Source organism: Flavobacterium sp. (assembly GCF_044368625.1).
GTDB lineage: Bacteria > Bacteroidota > Bacteroidia > Flavobacteriales > Flavobacteriaceae > Flavobacterium.
Window position 1 is genome coordinate 1 of sequence record NZ_JBIPPD010000048.1, and the last position, 17,801, is coordinate 17,801.

Annotated in this window: 16 protein-coding genes and 1 tRNA gene; 7 read left to right on the forward strand and 10 right to left on the reverse strand. The window is 35.8% G+C overall.

The genetic code is table 11. From position 1 onward, the window contains the following. Window positions 1-226 precede the first annotated feature (226 nt). Window positions 227-601, forward strand: a complete 375-nt coding sequence (locus ACIQ2X_RS05695; protein WP_396177956.1) for a helix-turn-helix domain-containing protein — start codon at window positions 227-229, stop codon at window positions 599-601. A 14-nt stretch (window positions 602-615) separates the two neighbouring features. Here ACIQ2X_RS05695 and gldD read toward each other — a convergent pair whose 3' ends face one another. From gldD to mutY, 4 genes are all read right to left on the reverse strand, one after another. After that, a complete protein-coding gene (gene gldD, locus ACIQ2X_RS05700) occupies window positions 616-1,188 on the reverse strand; it encodes a gliding motility lipoprotein GldD (RefSeq protein WP_396177957.1) in 573 nt (190 codons plus the stop codon). Window positions 1,189-1,193: 5 nt separating this feature from the next. Then, window positions 1,194-2,492 carry a gliding motility-associated protein GldE gene (gene gldE / locus ACIQ2X_RS05705; RefSeq protein ID WP_396177958.1) on the reverse strand — a complete coding sequence of 433 codons (1,299 nt, stop codon included), beginning with the start codon at window positions 2,490-2,492 and terminating at the stop codon, window positions 1,194-1,196. 22 nt (window positions 2,493-2,514) lie between these two features. Then, window positions 2,515-2,940, reverse strand: coding sequence for a single-stranded DNA-binding protein (locus ACIQ2X_RS05710; RefSeq protein ID WP_396177959.1), 426 nt, complete (start codon window positions 2,938-2,940; stop codon window positions 2,515-2,517). A 319-nt stretch (window positions 2,941-3,259) separates the two neighbouring features. Beyond that, window positions 3,260-4,336 (reverse strand): A/G-specific adenine glycosylase, encoded by a 1,077-nt coding sequence (gene mutY, locus ACIQ2X_RS05715; protein WP_396177960.1) that lies wholly within the window; start codon window positions 4,334-4,336, stop codon window positions 3,260-3,262. A 131-nt stretch (window positions 4,337-4,467) separates the two neighbouring features. On the opposite strand from mutY, the gene ACIQ2X_RS05720 reads away from it, so the two are divergent. Both ACIQ2X_RS05720 and ACIQ2X_RS05725 read left to right on the forward strand, forming a co-directional pair. Beyond that, window positions 4,468-4,758 (forward strand): HU family DNA-binding protein, encoded by a 291-nt coding sequence (locus ACIQ2X_RS05720; protein ID WP_396177962.1) that lies wholly within the window; start codon window positions 4,468-4,470, stop codon window positions 4,756-4,758. A gap of 390 nt (window positions 4,759-5,148) precedes the next feature. Continuing rightward, window positions 5,149-6,693, forward strand: coding sequence for an Rne/Rng family ribonuclease (locus ACIQ2X_RS05725; RefSeq protein ID WP_396177963.1), 1,545 nt, complete (start codon window positions 5,149-5,151; stop codon window positions 6,691-6,693). A 55-nt stretch (window positions 6,694-6,748) separates the two neighbouring features. On the opposite strand, the gene ACIQ2X_RS05730 is transcribed toward ACIQ2X_RS05725, so the two are convergent. The 6 genes from ACIQ2X_RS05730 to serS form a co-directional block, all read right to left on the reverse strand. Further along, the gene (locus ACIQ2X_RS05730; RefSeq protein ID WP_396177964.1) at window positions 6,749-7,510 is read right to left on the reverse strand and encodes an SIMPL domain-containing protein; all 762 of its coding nucleotides are present in this window, start codon (window positions 7,508-7,510) and stop codon (window positions 6,749-6,751) included. A 72-nt stretch (window positions 7,511-7,582) separates the two neighbouring features. Beyond that, a complete protein-coding gene (gene mgtE / locus ACIQ2X_RS05735) occupies window positions 7,583-8,935 on the reverse strand; it encodes a magnesium transporter (protein ID WP_396177965.1) in 1,353 nt (450 codons plus the stop codon). Beyond that, window positions 8,925-9,704, reverse strand: a complete 780-nt coding sequence (gene rsmA / locus ACIQ2X_RS05740) for a 16S rRNA (adenine(1518)-N(6)/adenine(1519)-N(6))-dimethyltransferase RsmA (RefSeq protein WP_396177966.1) — start codon at window positions 9,702-9,704, stop codon at window positions 8,925-8,927. Before rsmA ends, mgtE begins: the two co-directional genes overlap by 11 nt. Window positions 9,705-9,793: 89 nt before the next feature. Beyond that, a complete protein-coding gene (locus ACIQ2X_RS05745) occupies window positions 9,794-10,108 on the reverse strand; it encodes a DUF4286 family protein (protein WP_396177967.1) in 315 nt (104 codons plus the stop codon). A gap of 61 nt (window positions 10,109-10,169) precedes the next feature. Next, window positions 10,170-11,948, reverse strand: coding sequence for a tetratricopeptide repeat protein (locus tag ACIQ2X_RS05750; RefSeq protein ID WP_396177968.1), 1,779 nt, complete (start codon window positions 11,946-11,948; stop codon window positions 10,170-10,172). 118 nt (window positions 11,949-12,066) lie between these two features. After that, entirely contained in the window at window positions 12,067-13,338 is a 1,272-nt protein-coding gene (gene serS / locus ACIQ2X_RS05755; protein ID WP_396177969.1) for a serine--tRNA ligase, read from the reverse strand. Window positions 13,339-13,620: 282 nt separating this feature from the next. Here serS and ACIQ2X_RS05760 point away from each other — a divergent pair, with 282 nt between their 5' ends. The 4 genes from ACIQ2X_RS05760 to ACIQ2X_RS05775 all read left to right on the forward strand — a co-directional run bounded on the left by ACIQ2X_RS05760 (window position 13,621) and on the right by ACIQ2X_RS05775 (window position 17,639). Next, the gene (locus ACIQ2X_RS05760) at window positions 13,621-15,534 is read left to right on the forward strand and encodes a M1 family aminopeptidase (protein ID WP_396177970.1); all 1,914 of its coding nucleotides are present in this window, start codon (window positions 13,621-13,623) and stop codon (window positions 15,532-15,534) included. A 261-nt stretch (window positions 15,535-15,795) separates the two neighbouring features. Next, window positions 15,796-17,142 carry an RIP metalloprotease RseP gene (gene rseP, locus ACIQ2X_RS05765; RefSeq protein ID WP_396177971.1) on the forward strand — a complete coding sequence of 449 codons (1,347 nt, stop codon included), beginning with the start codon at window positions 15,796-15,798 and terminating at the stop codon, window positions 17,140-17,142. Window positions 17,143-17,225: 83 nt separating this feature from the next. Further along, a tRNA-Asn gene (locus ACIQ2X_RS05770) sits at window positions 17,226-17,299 on the forward strand. A 55-nt stretch (window positions 17,300-17,354) separates the two neighbouring features. Further along, the gene (locus ACIQ2X_RS05775) at window positions 17,355-17,639 is read left to right on the forward strand and encodes a GIY-YIG nuclease family protein (RefSeq protein ID WP_396177972.1); all 285 of its coding nucleotides are present in this window, start codon (window positions 17,355-17,357) and stop codon (window positions 17,637-17,639) included. Window positions 17,640-17,801 lie beyond the last annotated feature (162 nt).

Consider the following 17,801-nt stretch of genomic DNA (forward strand, 5'->3'; position numbering starts at 1 on the left):
ATACAATTGGCTTCACTACTAAATTCGACTCCAAAACTAAAAATATTCATACCCAATAATTTATCTATCAAACAAATATACAAAAATATGAGCAATTACGGATATACATTTAAAATAAAATATTTTACCCAACAAAGATTTTAAAAACTATTTTTGTTTACTATTCGAAAATAAATATTCGTTATTCGATTTTAAATATTCGGAACTATTACTAAAACTATGATTTATGTCAATTGGATTTAAAATTAAAAAACTACGGGAGGCAAAAAAATTAACACAACCTGAACTTGCCAGTATATTGAATATTTCACAAGCGAAATTGTCAAATATCGAGAATGGGCAGACTAAAAGTATTGATTTTTTATTTATGAATGATGTTTGTAATTATTTTGAGAAAGATTTTGATTTTTTCTCTCAAAATGATCAACAAATAAATAATATTAAAAAACTGGATGGGAGTATTAATAATCATGGTACGATTAATCTTTTTCCAGACAATATTATAGAGGAAATAAAGAAACTTGTAAATGAAAACAAACAGAAAGAAGCACTAATAAATACTTTAAGGGAAGAAAATTCTACCCTCAAGCAAAAAAAGTAACCTTTTTATTTTTTTTATTTCTTCCACCTAAAACTCTCCATCATATTTTGCAAGTCGTTTCGGAGGTAACTGGCGGCCGGCATGATGGAATCAAAGTTTGGTTTGGCATAAAAATATACCGAACAATCTACAAAATAACGCGTACTATCTGTTAAGTAAAACTGTGCATTAGTGGCGGCATTCCCGTTAACGGCATAATACATCCCATACACATTTTCGTTTTTGTTGACAAAAGGTTGATCGATAATATCGTCGGCTTTAATCACGTGCTTGAACAAGAGCGACTGAGCATCCCGCAATAGCGAGTCGATATTGTTATTTTTTATCGGTAAAAAGGTCAGGTAAATAGTCGCTTTCATTTTGGGATAATGAATGCTCAAATCGCAATTTTTTTCTTGCTTCACTTTCCCGTCGGTATTCATTTCAAAAGTAAACGGACAAGAAGCTTGGTCAAAAGTAGTATAGCTTGCCTCCGGATAATCCAATCGCAAATTAGCCATCGGTTTGGGCAAAATATCTTCCTTACAACTTGTAATTACAAAAATCCCAACAGCCAACAGCCAAAAAAACAAACTTTTTTGATTCATTTTATTTAGTTTAAAGTAACTTTAATCTGTTTAATTCTTTTTTTATCAACCAATTCAACGGTAAAAGTACATTTTGCAAAGAGAACTTGTTGTCCTTTTTTAGGAAAATTACCTAAAATTTCCAACAGCAATCCCGCCAAAGTTTCGGCTTCGCCTTTGCGATCTTCAAACACTTCTTCGTCCACAGCAACAATTCGGTAGAAATCTTTGAGGTAAATTTTTCCTTCAAACAAGAAATTCTTTTCGTCTATTTGAGAGAAATTAATGTCTTCGTCGTCAAATTCATCACTAATGTCGCCCACAATTTCTTCTATAATATCTTCCAGCGAAACCAGTCCGGATGTTCCACCATATTCGTCAACTACGATTGCGAGGTGACTTTTCATGTGCTGAAAAACTTTCAATAAATTGTCTAACTTCTTATTTTCTGGCACAAAAAACGGCTCTCGTAAAAGCGAAACCCAGTCAAAATCTTGTTTATCAATGTGTAAAATCAAATCTTTAACAAACAAAATTCCTTCAATATGGTCGATATTATCGCGGTATACAGGTATTCGAGAATAGCCAATTTCTACCACCTTTCTCAAAACTACCGAAAAAGGTTCGTATATTTCTAGTGCAAAAATGTCAATTCGCGGACTCATCACTTGCTTGGTTTCGGTATTTCCAAAAGAAACAATTCCTTGCAAAATTTTTTGTTCCTCCGAAGAAGATTCGTCGGAAGCCGTTAATTCCAACGCTTGAGAAAGTTGATCTACTGATAAGTTCGATTTCTCTTTTCCTAATTTCTTTTGCAAATATATCGTCATAAACCGCATGGGCAAACTGACAGGCGACAAAATTTTCTCTAAAAAACGGATGAAATAAACGGTTATTATTGCAAACTTAATATTGTTACGACTCGCAAATATTTTTGGGAGCACTTCACCAAGAAACAATATAAAGAATGTAATTATGGTGATCTTTAAAAATAATCGCAGCCAAGTGTACTCTATCGAGAGAAAAAAGTCTTCGCTAATGGCAAAAAAAAGCACCACAATGGCGATGTTCAAAACGTTATTGGCAACGAGTAGCGTTGCCAATAATTTTTTGGGACGTTCCAAAAGTAACGCAATAATTTTGGTTTTACGCGGATTGGTGCGGTTGGCTTGTTCCAAATCCTGAGCGGAGAGTGAAAAAAAAGCCACCTCAGCTCCAGAAACCAAGGCTGCAAGAAGCAACAAAATCAAAATAAGGGCAAATCCAAGAAATGCCGTAATGTCTAGATGTGCAAAAAAGGGTAAACTCGGGGGCTCAGTGTCCAAATGATTACATATTAATTAAACATTAAAACGGAAGGTCGTTTTTAGGTAACTCTTCTTCGTCCATTTTAGGTCTGCTGTACGAACTTTGCGATTTGCCCACTTCTCCATCTTTCTTTAGCGTCAAAAAAGTAAATTCAGTAACTTGGATTTCTGTTGTATATTTCTGAGAACCGCTGTCATCCTGCCACTGGCGTGACTTGATTCGTCCTTCTACATATATTTTATCTCCCTTGGAAAGATATTTTTCACAAATTTCGGCTGCTTTGTTACGAACCACAAGATTGTGCCATTCAGTCGTATTAATCTTCTCTCCTGTTGTCTTATTGATGTATGTTTCGTTCGTTGCCAAGGGAAATCTACCAATACAATTCCCTCCATCAAAATAATGCATTTTTGGTTCATCCCCCAAGTGACCTATTAAAATCACTTTATTCACTGTTCCATTCATAGTTGTAATGCTTTTATTGTAGCCAAATATAGTGATTTTTGAACATAGTAGAAATTCATTTCTATGAAAAAAAAATCACTTCAAATTTAAAAAATTATAGATTTTTCAAAAGCAAGTTGTTTATCCCCATAAACTGATGTTCAACTTTTGTTTTTTGTACTTTATTTTTCATTGCTTGTTTATTTTAAAATTTAATTTGAAGCAACAGAATTTTTTTAAAAAAACACAAAATAAATAAATAATTGTGAAATAATCGAAATAAGACAAATCAAATTACACAATTATTTTATCAAAAATGGCAATTCGGTTGATAATTGTGCTAGATTTCTGTTTTAAAGCGTTCGATAAAGTTATAAATCACAATGGGAAAGGGCATTTTAACCACTTCCGAAAAAGGCATTCCGTCAGGTAAAACACCATTGGTACTTACTTTCCAAAACTGGATAGACAAATTTTGATGGGATAATTTGTGTCGAATAGGAAGCAATTGCAAACTTTCAATAGCGGTAATTTCAATACTATTAGAATATTGTTTTGCAACGAGTGCGATAAGTTCTTCTAAATTGGCATCACTTTCTGTTTCGATTAAAGGAAATTCGTACAAATTGTACCAAATTCCCTTTTCCGAACGTTTTTGAATACGTGTATAATGGTGTTGATCTTCGAAAATTAAGTAGTTCAAAAACCGATTCGTTACTTTTGTTTTCTTGGTTTTTAAAGGCAAATTGGCTACCATGCCGTTCTTGAGTGCGACACAATTAGTATTAAAAACGCAAACTTCGCAGTTTGGATTTTTAGGAGCACACTGTAACGCACCAAATTCCATAATGGCTTGATTAAAAATTGCTGGACCCCAATTGACCTGCGAGAAATCGGCTTTACTATCTTGCGTCATCAGTTGCAAAGCCAATTCTTGAAACTCTTTTTTGGCAGAAGCATTAGAAATATCCGTTTCCACTCCAAATACTCGAGACAAAACCCGAAAAACATTTCCATCAACAACTGGAACTTTTTCACCAAAAGCAAAAGAAGCAATGGCGGCAGCGGTATAGTCGCCTACTCCTTTTAAAGCCAGTAAAGATTTGTAATCCCCGGGAAACTTTCCGTCCAATTCGTTCGCAATAAAACGAGCGGTGTGGTGTAAATTACGAGCTCTAGAATAATACCCCAGACCTTGCCACAATTTTAAAACCTGCTCTTCGGAAGCATTTGCCAAATCAAAAACAGTTGGAAATGCATTTACAAACGACTCATAATAAGGCAATCCTTGTGCAACTCGCGTTTGTTGTAGCATAATTTCGGAAAGCCAAATTAGGTAAGGATCTTGTGTTTTTCGCCACGGCAAATCGCGTTTATTTTGTAAATACCAGTTAACTAATTGTTTAGAAAAAATCATCGTTAAATTTATGTTTGCAAAAATAGCAGTTTATGTAATTAAAATTTAATGATTTAGGTTGATATATTGTTTTTTAAATTCCTATATTTGCAAACTCAAAAAAATAGTACTCAATATAAATTGAAAAGAAAATGACGAAAGCAGATATCGTAGCAAAAATTTCAGAAAGACTAGGTCTGGAAAAAGGTGATGTTCAAGCCACTGTTGAAACGTTTATGGAAGAAGTGAAGACTTCATTGGAAACAGGAGACAACGTATATTTAAGAGGTTTTGGTAGTTTTATCATCAAAACTAGAGCAGAAAAAACGGGCCGTAACATCTCAAAAAACACTACAATTAAAATTCCTGCCCACAATATCCCTGCTTTCAAACCTGCAAAAGTGTTTGTAGAAGGAGTAAAAACGAATAACGAAGCAAAATAAAATAATTAATTAATCAAAAAATCAACCCATTATGCCAAGTGGTAAAAAAAGAAAAAGACATAAGGTAGCAACTCACAAACGTAAAAAACGAGCGAGAGCTAACCGTCACAAAAAGAAAAAGTAGTTTTAAACTACTTTTTTCTTTTTAACGTTCATTGAAATAGGAGTGTTGAGTTTGCAGTCGCAGTCACAGTCGTCAGGTAAAGAACTGAAAACTGAGAACTGATACTGAAAACCGTCAACTACTCCCCCGGGTACAAAAACCTGTTAATTATTGTTTAATCCATCCTTACAATTTAGTTATGAGTTGGAAGTTATGAGTTATGAGTTTCTAAACTGAAAACTGAAAACCGAGACTGCGACTAAAAAGTTCGGATAAAAATTTACAAGGTGAATAAAGAATTAATCATCCGATCAAGTTCCGACACTGTAGATTTTGCCTTATTAAAAGATGGAAGACTAATTGAATTGCACAAGGAAGAAGAAAAAAGCAACTTTCAGGTAGGCGATATTTTTATTGCCAAAATCAGAAAACCAGTTGCTGGACTTAATGCGGCATTTGTAAATGTGGGTTTTGAAAAAGACGCTTTTTTACATTACCACGATTTAGGACCAAATCTAGCTTCTCAACTGAAATTCATAAAACTTGTTACCACAGGTAAAATAAACGATTTTTCATTAAAAAACTTCCAGTTTGAAAAAGAGATTGATAAAAATGGTGTGATTTCCGATGTAATCAGTGCCAATCAATCCATTTTAGTACAAATCGTTAAAGAACCTATATCAACCAAAGGTCCTCGAATCAGCTCTGAGCTTTCGTTGGCCGGACGATTTATTGTTCTCGTTCCGTTTTCTGACCGCGTCTCTATTTCACAAAAAATAGAATCCAAAGAAGAAAAAGAGCGTCTAAAACGACTGCTACAAACCATCAAACCAAAAGGTTTCGGCGTTATTGTTCGTACAGTAGCCGAAGGCAAAAAAGTCACAGAAATAGAAAAGGACTTGACAACATTACTCGACAGATGGTCGGGAATGTGTAAAAAATTACCAACTGCTCATCATCCCTCAAAAGTTTTAGGCGAACTCAACCGAGCCTCCTCAATTCTAAGAGACGTATTCAACGACACATTCAGCGGAATACATATAGATGACGAAGAGTTGTATTACCAAACTAAGGATTATTTGCAAGAAATTGCACCTTCAAAACAGTCAATTGTGAAGCATTACCAATCGAAAGATACCCCGATTTTTGAAAAGTACAATATAGAGCGACAGATCAAAACATCCTTCGGAAAAACCGTTTCGATGAGTAAAGGTGCTTATTTAATTATAGAACATACCGAAGCCTTGCACGTTATTGACGTGAACAGCGGAAACCGTTCGAATAAGGCTACCAATCAGGAAGATACTGCACTTGAAGTAAACATGATTGCAGCGGCAGAAATTGCACGACAATTGCGTTTGCGCGATATGGGCGGAATAATAGTTATCGATTTTATCGACATGTCGAATCCTGAAAACCGTAAAGTTTTATACGATTTTTTGCGTGAAGAAATGAGCGATGATAAAGCCAAACACAAAATTTTACCCCCAAGTAAATTTGGACTGGTACAAATTACAAGACAAAGGGTTCGTCCTGAAGTGAACATCAAAACCAGAGAAGAAAATCCCGACCGCGAAGGCGGCGAAATTGAAGCTCCAATTTTGATTATCGACAAGATAGCTTCAGATTTGGAACGTTTGCTCAAAAAAAACAAAAAAGTAGTGTTGAACGTTCATCCGTTTGTCGCTGCTTATTTAGCAAAAGGATTCCCTTCGATGCGTTCAAAATGGTTATTTGAACACAAAAAATGGATCAAAATTATACCAAGAGACGCTTACACGTTTTTAGAATATCATTTTTTTGACAAAAAAGGAAATGAAATTACCGATTAAATTAAAACCGCCAATCTCAGGAAAGGCGGTTTTTTTTATGGAAAAAATTACCTAATTATTGCAATTCATACTCCAATCGTACTGTTATTCGAGCCGTTTTATTTTTGCTATACGTATCAAAAACACCTCCGTAACTGAACTCTTCATTAGACCCTTGACCCGTAATTTGAAAAACGCCCATACTTGCACCTTTTAATTTTCCTAAATCGCCATTGGCTGTTGAAACAATTTTTTCTACACGTTCGCTTGCATCTTTAGTTGCTTTTTCTATTAAATCTTTCTTAAGTCCAGGAAGTTCAGAATAGGTGTATTGTATAGGATTGGATGTTAATTCAATACCCGAATTAATCAATTCCGAAGTTTTGCTCGAAACTGCTTCGATTTTAGCCATTAAAACATTGTTTTTTCTGCTTTTGAACGTAATGTTTTGAATCGCCTCATAACCATCAAAAACTTGTTCGTAACTCGTTTGGAAATTGGCTTGTGGATTTTCTGTACGAATTTCTCGGAATTTTTTTTGAAACACAACTGCATTAAACGCAAATTCTTCAGGTTTAAAACCTTTGCTAATAAAGAAATCAGAAACCGTTTTTTTGTCCGCTGTAATTTTATTATAAGCCGATTTTAAATCAGGACTTGTTGCCGTAAAAGTGCCCGACCAAAGAATTTCATCTGAAACAAAATCAGTTGTACCTAATCCTGTAACCGAAATACTGTCTAGATTTTGATTTCTGTTTTTAAAGGAATTGCCTAAAATAAGTGCCGTTAGTACAATTGCAATTGCTATTACTAATGTTGGAAAAGCGTTTTTTATCATTATCAGGGATTTTACTTAAAAAATTAAAAAGGAAAATTACAATAAAAAACGGGTCTTAATGTATTGAAAATGTTAAAAACCCAAAACCATTTTTGCAATAGTGAAATAAATCAAAATTCCGCAAATATCGTTACTAGTTGTAATAAACGGACCCGTGGCTAATGCGGGGTCAACACCAAATTTATCCAACAATAAAGGGATAAAAGTTCCGATTAACGAGGCAATAATAATTACAGAAATCAAAGCACCTGAAACAATAAAACCTTCAATATATTGCAAGTCCAAAAGAAAATGACCCCCAACAAATAAAATAGTTGCTAAGATGGCACCATTTAATAAACTTAATGAAATTTCTTTTATTAATCGATTGAAAATCGAACCACTCAATGTCTTGTTTGCCAAACCTTGTACGATAATTGCAGAAGATTGAACACCTACATTTCCCGCCATAGCTGCTACAAGTGGTGTAAAGAAAAACAGTTTTCCGTGTTCGTCCATCGCTCCCTCGAACAATCCTAAAACCCGAACGGTAATAAAACCGCCTAATAAGGCGAGTACCAACCAAGGCAATCGAGCACGCGTCAAGTCCAAAATACTATCATCGGCCTCGACGTCTTGCGAGATACCGGCAGCCAACTGGTAATCCTTATCGGCTTCGTCCTTGATTACGTCGACAATGTCATCAATCGTGATTCGGCCCACTAATCTACCCAATTCGTCTACCACAGGAATGGCTTCTAAATCGTATTTTTGCATGATTCGAGCCACTTCAACGTCTTCATCGTCTACTTTTGCAAAATTCAGTTTAGCAATATAAATGTCTTTAATCGGTGTTTTTGTCGAAGTCGTCAATAAATCCTTCAGTGAAAGTCGGCCTTTCAAACGGTCTTCGTCATCTACTACATAAATCGAATGTACACGTGAGATATTTTCAGCCTGGATTCGCATTTCTTTGACGCAAGTCAATACATTCCAGTTTTCGTTAACTTTGACCAACTCTTTGTGCATGATTCCACCAGCGGTATCTTCATCATAACGCAATAAATCGACAATGTCTTTGGCATGTTCTACGTCTTGCAACTCGCTGATTACCTCCTCTTTCTTTTGTTGCGAAAGTTCGGCAATAATATCGGCAGCGTCATTGGTTTCAAGTTCGTCCAGCTCTTCCGCAATTTCTTTTGAAGAAAGTCGACTTAAAATATTCTCTCGTAAATCCTCGTCTAATTCAAGCAGAATCTCAGCGGTTTTCTCACTGTCAAGTATTCTAAAAATATGTGTGGCGTCGTCAAAATCAAGTTCGTCCAGAATTTCTGCTATATCAGCATGGTGTAAATCGTTGAGCAAAATTTCCAAATCATGGTCGTTTTTACTTTCGATTAATGCTGTTACTTGCTCTATAAATCCCTTGCTGACTTTAAACTGCATCGGCTTCTATTTTTAGGGTAATGTTGATGAAATCTTCCACGCTCAATTGTTCCGGACGAAGGTCAAATATGTTGTCTTGACGCAATTCTTCCGAAAGATCCATGGTTTTCAAGCTGTTTCGCAATGTTTTTCTTCTTTGCTGAAAAGCGGTTTTTACTACTCTAAAAAACATTTTTTCGTTACATGGCAACGTATAATCATCTTTTCGAGTCAACCGTAAAACGCCTGATTTTACCTTTGGCGGCGGAATAAAAACGTGTTCGTCTACCGTAAATAAGTATTCGGCATCGTAAAAAGCTTGCACTAAAACCGATAAAATCCCGTAGGCCTTCGTTCCTTTTTTCTCACAAATACGTTGGGCTACTTCTTTTTGAAACATTCCTGAAAATTCGGGAATTTGGTTGCGTAATTCTAGTGCTTTAAACACAATTTGCGTAGAAATATTGTAAGGAAAATTTCCAATAATGGCAAATTGTTTTCCTTTGAAAACTTCACTGATATCGTATTTCAAAAAATCTTTCGCAATAATTTTTCCGTGCAATTTGGGATAATGCACTTCGAGGTATTCCACCGATTCATTGTCGATTTCCACAACGTAAGTAGTGACCGGTTTTTCGAGCAAATACTTGGTTAAAACCCCCATTCCTGGACCAATTTCTAAAACAGTTTCATAACCGTTCAATTGCAATGTATCGGCAATGTTTTTGGCCACTTCTTCATCTTTTAGGAAGTGTTGTCCGAGGTGTTTTTTTGCTTTTACTTTTTCCATTTATTTTTTATTAGCCACAGATTATAAGGATTAAAGGATTTTTAGTAAAAAGTAATCTGTGTGAATCTTTTTATTCTGTGGCGAAAAATTTATTTATGTTCCGAAATCACTTCTAGTTCTGTTCGGAAAGCCAACATCTTCTCGCCAAAAAGCGCTTGTCCTTCGTCACGCAATTTTGGTGCATCTTCTTGGTAATACTTTTCCAACGTTTCTTTCGAATCGGTGGTGTATTGAATCGAATAAGTGGTTCCGCCCATTTCTTCTTCTACCAAAACTTTTACCATTCTAGCATTGGAAAATTTTCCAGTCGCCAAAACATCGTTGATGTGTTTTTCTTGCATCCACTGCATCCATTGGTCGTGGGCACTTTCGTGAATATTTATCGTAACGTTATATATAATCATTTGATTTGAGATTTTGGAATTAGGATTTGGGATTTTGAATTTAAGATTTAAATATTGGAATTTAGGAATTGGTGTCTCCACGAATTTCACGGAATTTTCGGCGTGCTTCGATAAAGTGGATGCTATCTTGGTGGTCAAAAATCATTTTTTCGTATAATGGCTTTGCCAATTCCGGTTGCTTGAATTGTTCTTGGTAAAGTTCAGCTGAAAAAAACAGCGCTTCATCTACATAAATTCCGTCCGAATGTAAGTCGATGATTTCTTTGTACAAACGCAAAGCTTCAGTATAATTGCCCAACTTTTCATTTATTTTTCCCATTCGAAGTAAAGTTACCCCTTGGATTTCGTCTCCTTTGTGTTCGGATAAAATTTTAGAAAATTGAGTCAAAGCCAAATCATTTTTATTTTGATACCGCAGGTAATCGCCTCTTGCAAATTTTTTCAAAGCTACTTGGGCAGAATCGGCAACGGTATTGTCGTTTATTAACAAAAAATATTCTATTGCATCATTTGCAATCAATTGAGTGGATGCTGATTTCAAAACTTTAAACTGGCTTTGTGCCCACTGAAAATCGCCTTGAAAATAACTCGTTTTGGCCACCTTTAAACTGGCTTGGTGTCCGATTTCGTCGTTTTTTAAATCCTCTTCAATTTGTGAATAATAAATCAAAGCCTGATTAAACTGTTCTTGCAATAGCAAAATATCGGCGAGTTGCATTTTTAACTCCGCTTTTTGATAATCATCCAATTCAAAATTAAGTGCGTTTTTCAATACAGCCTTCCCTGCTTCTGGGTCTTCCAGTTGAAAAGCAAAAAATTCTGCTTGAAGTTCTTGCAACGAAATGGTAAATGGGCTTACGCCAAATTTTTTCAAAGCCAGTTCGACATCGGTTTTAATAACTGCATACTCTTTAGGAGTAGCTTTTTCGATTCGATTTCGCAATAAAAAAGCATTCGAAAATATTTGTAAATCTAAATCTTGCGTGTTTTCCAAAACAAAGTTAATAATGGAAACAGCTGCTTCGTCTTGGTTTTCTTCAATTGCCATTTCGGCCAAATTCACAATATTCGAAAACGTGTCGGGATTGCGTTTGTAAATCGCTTTTTCTTGAATAAACGCCTTGCCGTACTCTTTTTGTTGGACATAAAACCAACTCAAGAACTGGTTCCAATAAATATCTTGATTTTTTTGGGCTTTTAAAATCAATGCTTTACGCAAAGTTTCGACAAAGGCTTCATCGCCTTCTTCCATCATGAACCGTGAAAGATAATTTTGAATAAACAGCGTTGATTGTGGATTTTTTTCGCCTTCTTCGAGCAATTTTTCGATCATCAAATCTACTTTTCCTTGTTGACCATACAAAACTGCAATTTGCTGATTAAAGCTGAATTTTGGTTCCAACGTTAAAGCTAAAGTGTAGGATTTCAAGGCATAATCGAGCAAGGATTTCTTTTCGAAATTCATTGCAATCGCATACACATTTGAAGGATTCGTATTGATTTCATCCAGTGCTTTTTCATAGTTTATTACCGCATTTTTCTCGTCTTTTTGCAACTGATAATTGTATCCCAATTCGATAAAAAGACTGGCTTGTTTGTATTTTTCCAATCGTTGTTGAATGAGCTTTCCTGCTTTTTCAAACTGCGATAATTGTTGGTAAGACTCTACTGTTCTTTGAAAATAAATGGAATTTCCCGGTTGTTTGGCCAACAATTCTTCATAGGAAACGAGGGCTTTTTCGAAATCACCTTTTTCAAAATAATTCGCAGCCAATTGCTCGTTTTGGGCAAAAACCGAAAACGTCAAAAGTAAGAACAAAGCTGAGAGTATTTTTTTCATGAAATAACGCGTAGTGATTTTTGAAAATTAGTTCTTTTTGTAATTCTAGGAGTAAAATTAACGTTAAAATTTAAAGGCTGCTTTGTGATGAAAAACAGCCTTTGAATTTATGCATGGGTTAGTTGATTATATCAAATCCGGTATATTTTCGCAACACTTCTGGAATTACGATTCCTTCAGGTGTTTGGTAATTTTCTAATATTCCCGCTAAAACACGTGGTAAAGCTAATGAACTTCCGTTTAAGGTATGTGCCAATTGTGTTTTACCATTTTCGTCGCGGTAACGCAATTTCAATCGGTTCGCTTGAAAGGTTTCAAAATTAGAAACCGAACTGATTTCCAACCAACGGTCTTGTGCGGTTGAAAACACTTCAAAATCATAGGTCAATGCCGAAGTAAAACCCATATCGCCGCCACAAAGGCGTAAAATTCGATACGGTAATTTTAATTCTTGGAGAATTTCTTTTACATGTTCTACCATTGTGTCCAATGCTTTGTAGGAATTATCTGGATGTTCGATCCGAACGATTTCGACTTTGTCAAATTGGTGCAAACGGTTCAAACCACGAACGTGTGCTCCATAAGAACCCGCTTCACGACGGAAACAAGGCGTGTAAGCCGTGTTTAATATCGGTAGGTCTTTTTCGTTTAGAATTACGTCGCGGTACAAATTGGTAACCGGAACTTCTGCCGTTGGAATCAAGTACAAATCATCAATGGTGGAATGGTACATTTGTCCTTCTTTGTCGGGTAATTGACCCGTTCCATAACCTGAAGCTTCGTTTACCAAATGCGGCACTTGCACTTCATTGTAACCTGCAGTGGTATTTTTATCTAAGAAATAATTGATCAAAGCGCGTTGCAATTTGGCTCCTTTCCCTTTATAAACTGGAAAACCCGCTCCTGTAATTTTATTTCCCAATTCGAAATCGATGATGTCGTATTTTTTAACCAAATCCCAATGGGGTTGCGCATTTTCGTGCAAAACCGGAATTTCGCCTTCTTCAAAAGCGACTACATTGTCTTCTGGTGTTTTTCCCTCTGGAACTAAATCGCACGGAAGATTGGGTAGGAGGTATAATTTCTGCAATAAATCGTCGGCTAATGCGTCGGCTTTTTCGCCCAGATCTTTGCTTTTTTCTTTCAACACAACGGTTTTGGCTTTCAAGATTTCGGCTTTTGATTTTTCACCCAATTTCATTAAAGCGCCAATGTCTTTGGACAATTTATTAGATTCGGCCAAGGTGTTGTCTAGTTCCACTTGAGTGGCGCGACGGTTTTCGTCTAGTGCAACTACTTCTTCCACAATCGTAGTGGCATCCATATTTCTTTTGGCCAATGCCTGAATTACTTTTGCTTGATTTTCTCTAATAAACGCGATCTGTAACATGTCTTTATTTTTTATACGAACGCAAAGATAATTAGATATTTTGGGAATTGGATAATTAGATAATGGGATATTCGGATAATTTAAGTATGCCGTTGAAATTTAAGGTGATAATCGTTATATTTGACGAAATAATTATGAGCGTTTGTTGCATTGAGATTAGCACAAATTCGCAAATTATTTTTTTAACAAATAACAAATTACTCAAAAACATTTCGATGCATTTCTCGTATTTAATAATTTATTTGCGAATTTGCAGTCAAAAACATATAGTAAAATACTTTTATGAAATCTATATTCCTATTTATACTATGCACTTTTACGAGTGCTACCTTCGCTCAAACTACGATTGACACCATTTACAGTATTGCAGAAGCCGAAATGAAATCGGCATCGGCAACAATGAATTTTTCGGCCAATCCGAATACATTGAATTATGATGTTACATATCAAAAATTAGAGTTTACCGTAAATCCTGCGGTATATTTCATCAGCGGTAAAGTGACCACGACGTTCAAAGCTTTGTCGCCCATGTCGACTGTTATTTTTGATTTAACCAATAATTTAACGGTAAGTTCTGTGAAGCAGAATAATGTTTCTATTCCCTTTTCGCAAACTCCAACGGAAGTAATAATAACGTTATCTGGTTTGGTTAATACAAATAGTTCGGCAACGGTTGAAGTTACCTACGCTGGAGCTCCATCGACCACTCAGGAAGCTTTTACCATTTCAACGCATTCTGGAACGCCTATTTTATGGACGTTATCTCAACCGTACGGCGGTAGAGATTGGTGGCCGTGTAAACAAGATTTGAACGATAAAATTGACAGTATTGACGTGTATATTACCGCTCCAAGTCAGTACACGAGTGTAGCAAATGGAATGCAAATTTCGCAAGTTACCCATACAAACGGAACAAAAACCACGCATTTTTCGCACGATTATCCGATTCCTGCCTATTTGGTAGCAATCGCTGTAACCAATTATCAGATTTTTACCCAAACAGCTGGAACGTCACCAAACACATTTCCGATTGTGAATTATTTGTATCCTGAGAATTTTACATCGGCTTCCAACAGTCTAGCGGTAACCTTACCGATAATGAATTTATTCGAAACCTTATTTGAAACCTATCCGTATTCGGCAGAAAAATACGGGCATGCACAATTTAGTTGGGGTGGCGGAATGGAACACACTACGGTTTCTTTTATGGGAAGTTTTGGACGTGAATTGATTGCCCATGAACTCGGACATCAATGGTTTGGTAACAAAATCACATGCGGATCATGGAACGACATTTGGCTCAACGAAGGATTTGCGACCTATTTGTCGGGGTTGGTTGTCGAAAATTTAGATGGAAGTACTCCGTTTGTGAATTGGAAAAATGGATTGATTAACAATATTACCTCGCAAAACGGCGGATCGGTTTATGTTCCAGAATCGGACATCAATAATGTGAACCGTATTTTCAGCGGTAGATTGAGTTACAACAAAGGAGCGATGGTAGTGCACATGCTTCGCTATAAAATAGGTGATGCAGCTTTTTTTCAAGGAATGAAAAATTATTTACTGGACGATGATTTGGCTTTTGGCTATGCAAACACAGCGGATTTAAAATCGCATTTAGAAACGGTTTCTGGAATGAGTCTGACCGAATTTTTTAACGATTGGGTGTACGGTCAAGGCTATCCGAGTTACCAATTTCAGGTACACAATTTAGCCAACAATCAAGTACAAATTACGATTAATCAAACCCAATCGCACTCATCGGTTTCGTTTTTTGAAATGCCCGTACCGGTTCGGTTATTGGGTTCGAATGGCGAACAATTGAATTTGGTTTTAAACCATACAACCAACAATCAAATTTTTATTGAAAATGTACCTTTTACCGTGACATCGATGCTTTTTGATCCGCAAAAACATTTGATTTCCAAAAACAATTTGGTAACGTTAGATGTTACACAAGTGCAACCCAATGCGCTTTTGCGGTTGTATCCCAACCCAACTTCTTCAATACTGAACTTGCAACATCCGACCGATTTAAAATTGGAGAAAGTGGTTTTTTACAACACTTTGGGTCAAACAATTTTGACTTCCACTGAAACTACTTGGGACGTGAGTGATTTTGCCAATGGCGTTTATTTTTTAAAAGTTTTTAATACCAATGGCGTTCAGACGTTTACTTTTATAAAGAAATAGTATTTTACTGCAAAGGAACTTTGTTTATTAGTCATTAATTGACACCAAGCAATTTTGGTTTTAAAAAACTAAAACTTAGAAATAGACGATTAATTTAAAAATTAAAATAAATCAAAGCAACCTACTTGAACCCTAGGACGTATAACTTCTTGCTTTGCAAAACCCTTTAACAAACATTTACATTTACCGCAGAAAGCAATAGTGTGTAAATAAAGTAGAAAACATTACTTTTGTGCGTTATTCAGAAACTGAAATTTAAAAATGGAATTACTTATCAAGCTTTCTCAATTTTTATTGAGCTTATCTTTACTAATTGTTTTACACGAATTGGGTCACTTTATCCCTGCTAAATTATTCAAAACGAGGGTCGAAAAATTTTACTTATTCTTTGACGTTAAATTCGCTCTTTTGAAAAAAACGTTCCGAGGAACCGAATACGGTATTGGGTGGTTGCCACTTGGAGGTTACGTAAAAATTTCGGGAATGATTGACGAAAGTATGGATACCGAAGCTATGGCTTTGCCACCACAACCGTGGGAATTTCGATCAAAACCCGCCTGGCAACGTTTGATTATCATGTTGGGTGGTGTTACTGTAAACTTTATTCTTGCTTTCATTATTTATATTGGAATGGCTTGGATGTATGGTGATTTATATATCAACAACAACGACGTAAAAGACGGAGTTTGGATTACCAATCCTGTTGTTGAGAAAATAGGTTTGAAAACGGGAGATAAAATCCTATCCGTTGATGGCGAAGCGGTTTCAAAATTTCATGATTTGAATGCTAAATTATTTCTAGCAAAAAATGTTGAAATCGAACGAAATGGTGTAAAGCAAACTGTAAACTTTCCTGTAAATTTTATTGATAAAATGTTTCAGGGAGAGAAGGCACCCGTTGTCGAACTTCGAATTCCTTTTGTAGTTGTTAGCCCCGAAGAAAATTCCGTGAATTCGAATGCCGTTAAAGCCAAAGACATTGTAGTAAGTTTCAATGGAAAACCTGTAAAATATGCCGATGAAGTTTTGGCACAAGTTAAAAATTTGAAAGGACAAACTGTTCCCGCAATTGTAAAACGCGATGGAAAAGAAGTTCCTGTTAATTTAAAAGTAACTGATAGTGCTAAAATGCATATTGTATATGCAGGAAGAATTGGAGCTAATAATCTGGAACAGCTCGGCACGTATCCTATTCAACGTCAAACCTACGGTTTGGGAGAATCATTTGGAGTTGGAATTGAAAAGGGCATTGATCAACTTTCAAGTTATGGTGGACAACTGAAAGCCATCTTTAATCCAAATACCGGCGCTTACAAAGGTGTTGGTGGTTTTAAAGCCATTTTCGACATTTTCCCAGAACAATGGTCTTGGCAAACTTTTTGGAGCATTACGGCCTTGTTATCCATTATGCTTGGCGTTATGAACTTATTGCCGATTCCGGCCTTGGATGGTGGTCATGTAATGTTTTTATTGTATGAAATTATTAGTGGCAAAAAACCATCGGATAAATTCTTAGAGAAAGCCCAAGTTGTTGGTTTTGTTTTACTTATCACTTTGGTACTTTTTGCCAATGGAAATGATATTTATCGTGCTATAATTGGCAAGTAAAAAAAAACAAAAATTTTTGTAAAATTATTTGCAGAAACCAAATTTAGCCCTATATTTGCACCGCTTTACAAGGCAATACGCCTTCCTCCTTAGCTCAGTTGGTTAGAGCATCTGACTGTTAATCAGAGGGTCCTTGGTTCGAGCCCAAGAGGGGGAGCAAAATTAATCCTGGTAGAAATACCGGGATTTTTTGTTTTAAACAAATTCTGCTTATGGACTACTGTGTTTATATTTTACATTCTGCAAAATTAAATCGATTCTATATAGGTTATACTTCAGATTTTGAGACCCGAATTGAATTTCATAAAAACGCAGCTGCTCATAAATATACTTCGAACGCTTCTGACTGGATTGTTTTTCTGAAAATTCTTTGCAAAAGCAAATCGCAAGGTCTGAAGATTGAAAAGCATATTAAAAAAATGAAAAGCACTAGATATATTGAAAACTTACTGAAATATCCTGAAATTATCTTGAAACTCTTAGAAAAATACAGTTAATCTGACTGTTAATCGAGCCCCGAAAGCTTTCGGGGTTGGTTCGAGCCCAAGAGGGGGAGCAAAATTAATCCTGGTAGAAATACCGGGATTTTTTGTTTTAAACAAATTCTGCTTATGGACTACTGTGTTTATATTTTACATTCTGCAAAATTAAATCGATTC

Coding starts and splice junctions, on each gene's coding strand:
- ACIQ2X_RS05750 (WP_396177968.1), bottom strand. CDS start 11,948: ATGAAAAAAATACTCTCAGCTTTGTTCTTACTTTTGACGTTTTCGGTT.
- ACIQ2X_RS05745 (WP_396177967.1), bottom strand. CDS start 10,108: ATGATTATATATAACGTTACGATAAATATTCACGAAAGTGCCCACGAC.
- ACIQ2X_RS05695 (WP_396177956.1), top strand. CDS start 227: ATGTCAATTGGATTTAAAATTAAAAAACTACGGGAGGCAAAAAAATTA.
- ACIQ2X_RS05710 (WP_396177959.1), bottom strand. CDS start 2,940: ATGAATGGAACAGTGAATAAAGTGATTTTAATAGGTCACTTGGGGGAT.
- ACIQ2X_RS05730 (WP_396177964.1), bottom strand. CDS start 7,510: ATGATAAAAAACGCTTTTCCAACATTAGTAATAGCAATTGCAATTGTA.
- rsmA (WP_396177966.1), bottom strand. CDS start 9,704: ATGGAAAAAGTAAAAGCAAAAAAACACCTCGGACAACACTTCCTAAAA.
- mgtE (WP_396177965.1), bottom strand. CDS start 8,935: ATGCAGTTTAAAGTCAGCAAGGGATTTATAGAGCAAGTAACAGCATTA.
- serS (WP_396177969.1), bottom strand. CDS start 13,338: ATGTTACAGATCGCGTTTATTAGAGAAAATCAAGCAAAAGTAATTCAG.
- mutY (WP_396177960.1), bottom strand. CDS start 4,336: ATGATTTTTTCTAAACAATTAGTTAACTGGTATTTACAAAATAAACGC.
- gldD (WP_396177957.1), bottom strand. CDS start 1,188: ATGAATCAAAAAAGTTTGTTTTTTTGGCTGTTGGCTGTTGGGATTTTT.
- ACIQ2X_RS05760 (WP_396177970.1), top strand. CDS start 13,621: ATGAAATCTATATTCCTATTTATACTATGCACTTTTACGAGTGCTACC.
- ACIQ2X_RS05720 (WP_396177962.1), top strand. CDS start 4,468: ATGACGAAAGCAGATATCGTAGCAAAAATTTCAGAAAGACTAGGTCTG.
- rseP (WP_396177971.1), top strand. CDS start 15,796: ATGGAATTACTTATCAAGCTTTCTCAATTTTTATTGAGCTTATCTTTA.
- ACIQ2X_RS05775 (WP_396177972.1), top strand. CDS start 17,355: ATGGACTACTGTGTTTATATTTTACATTCTGCAAAATTAAATCGATTC.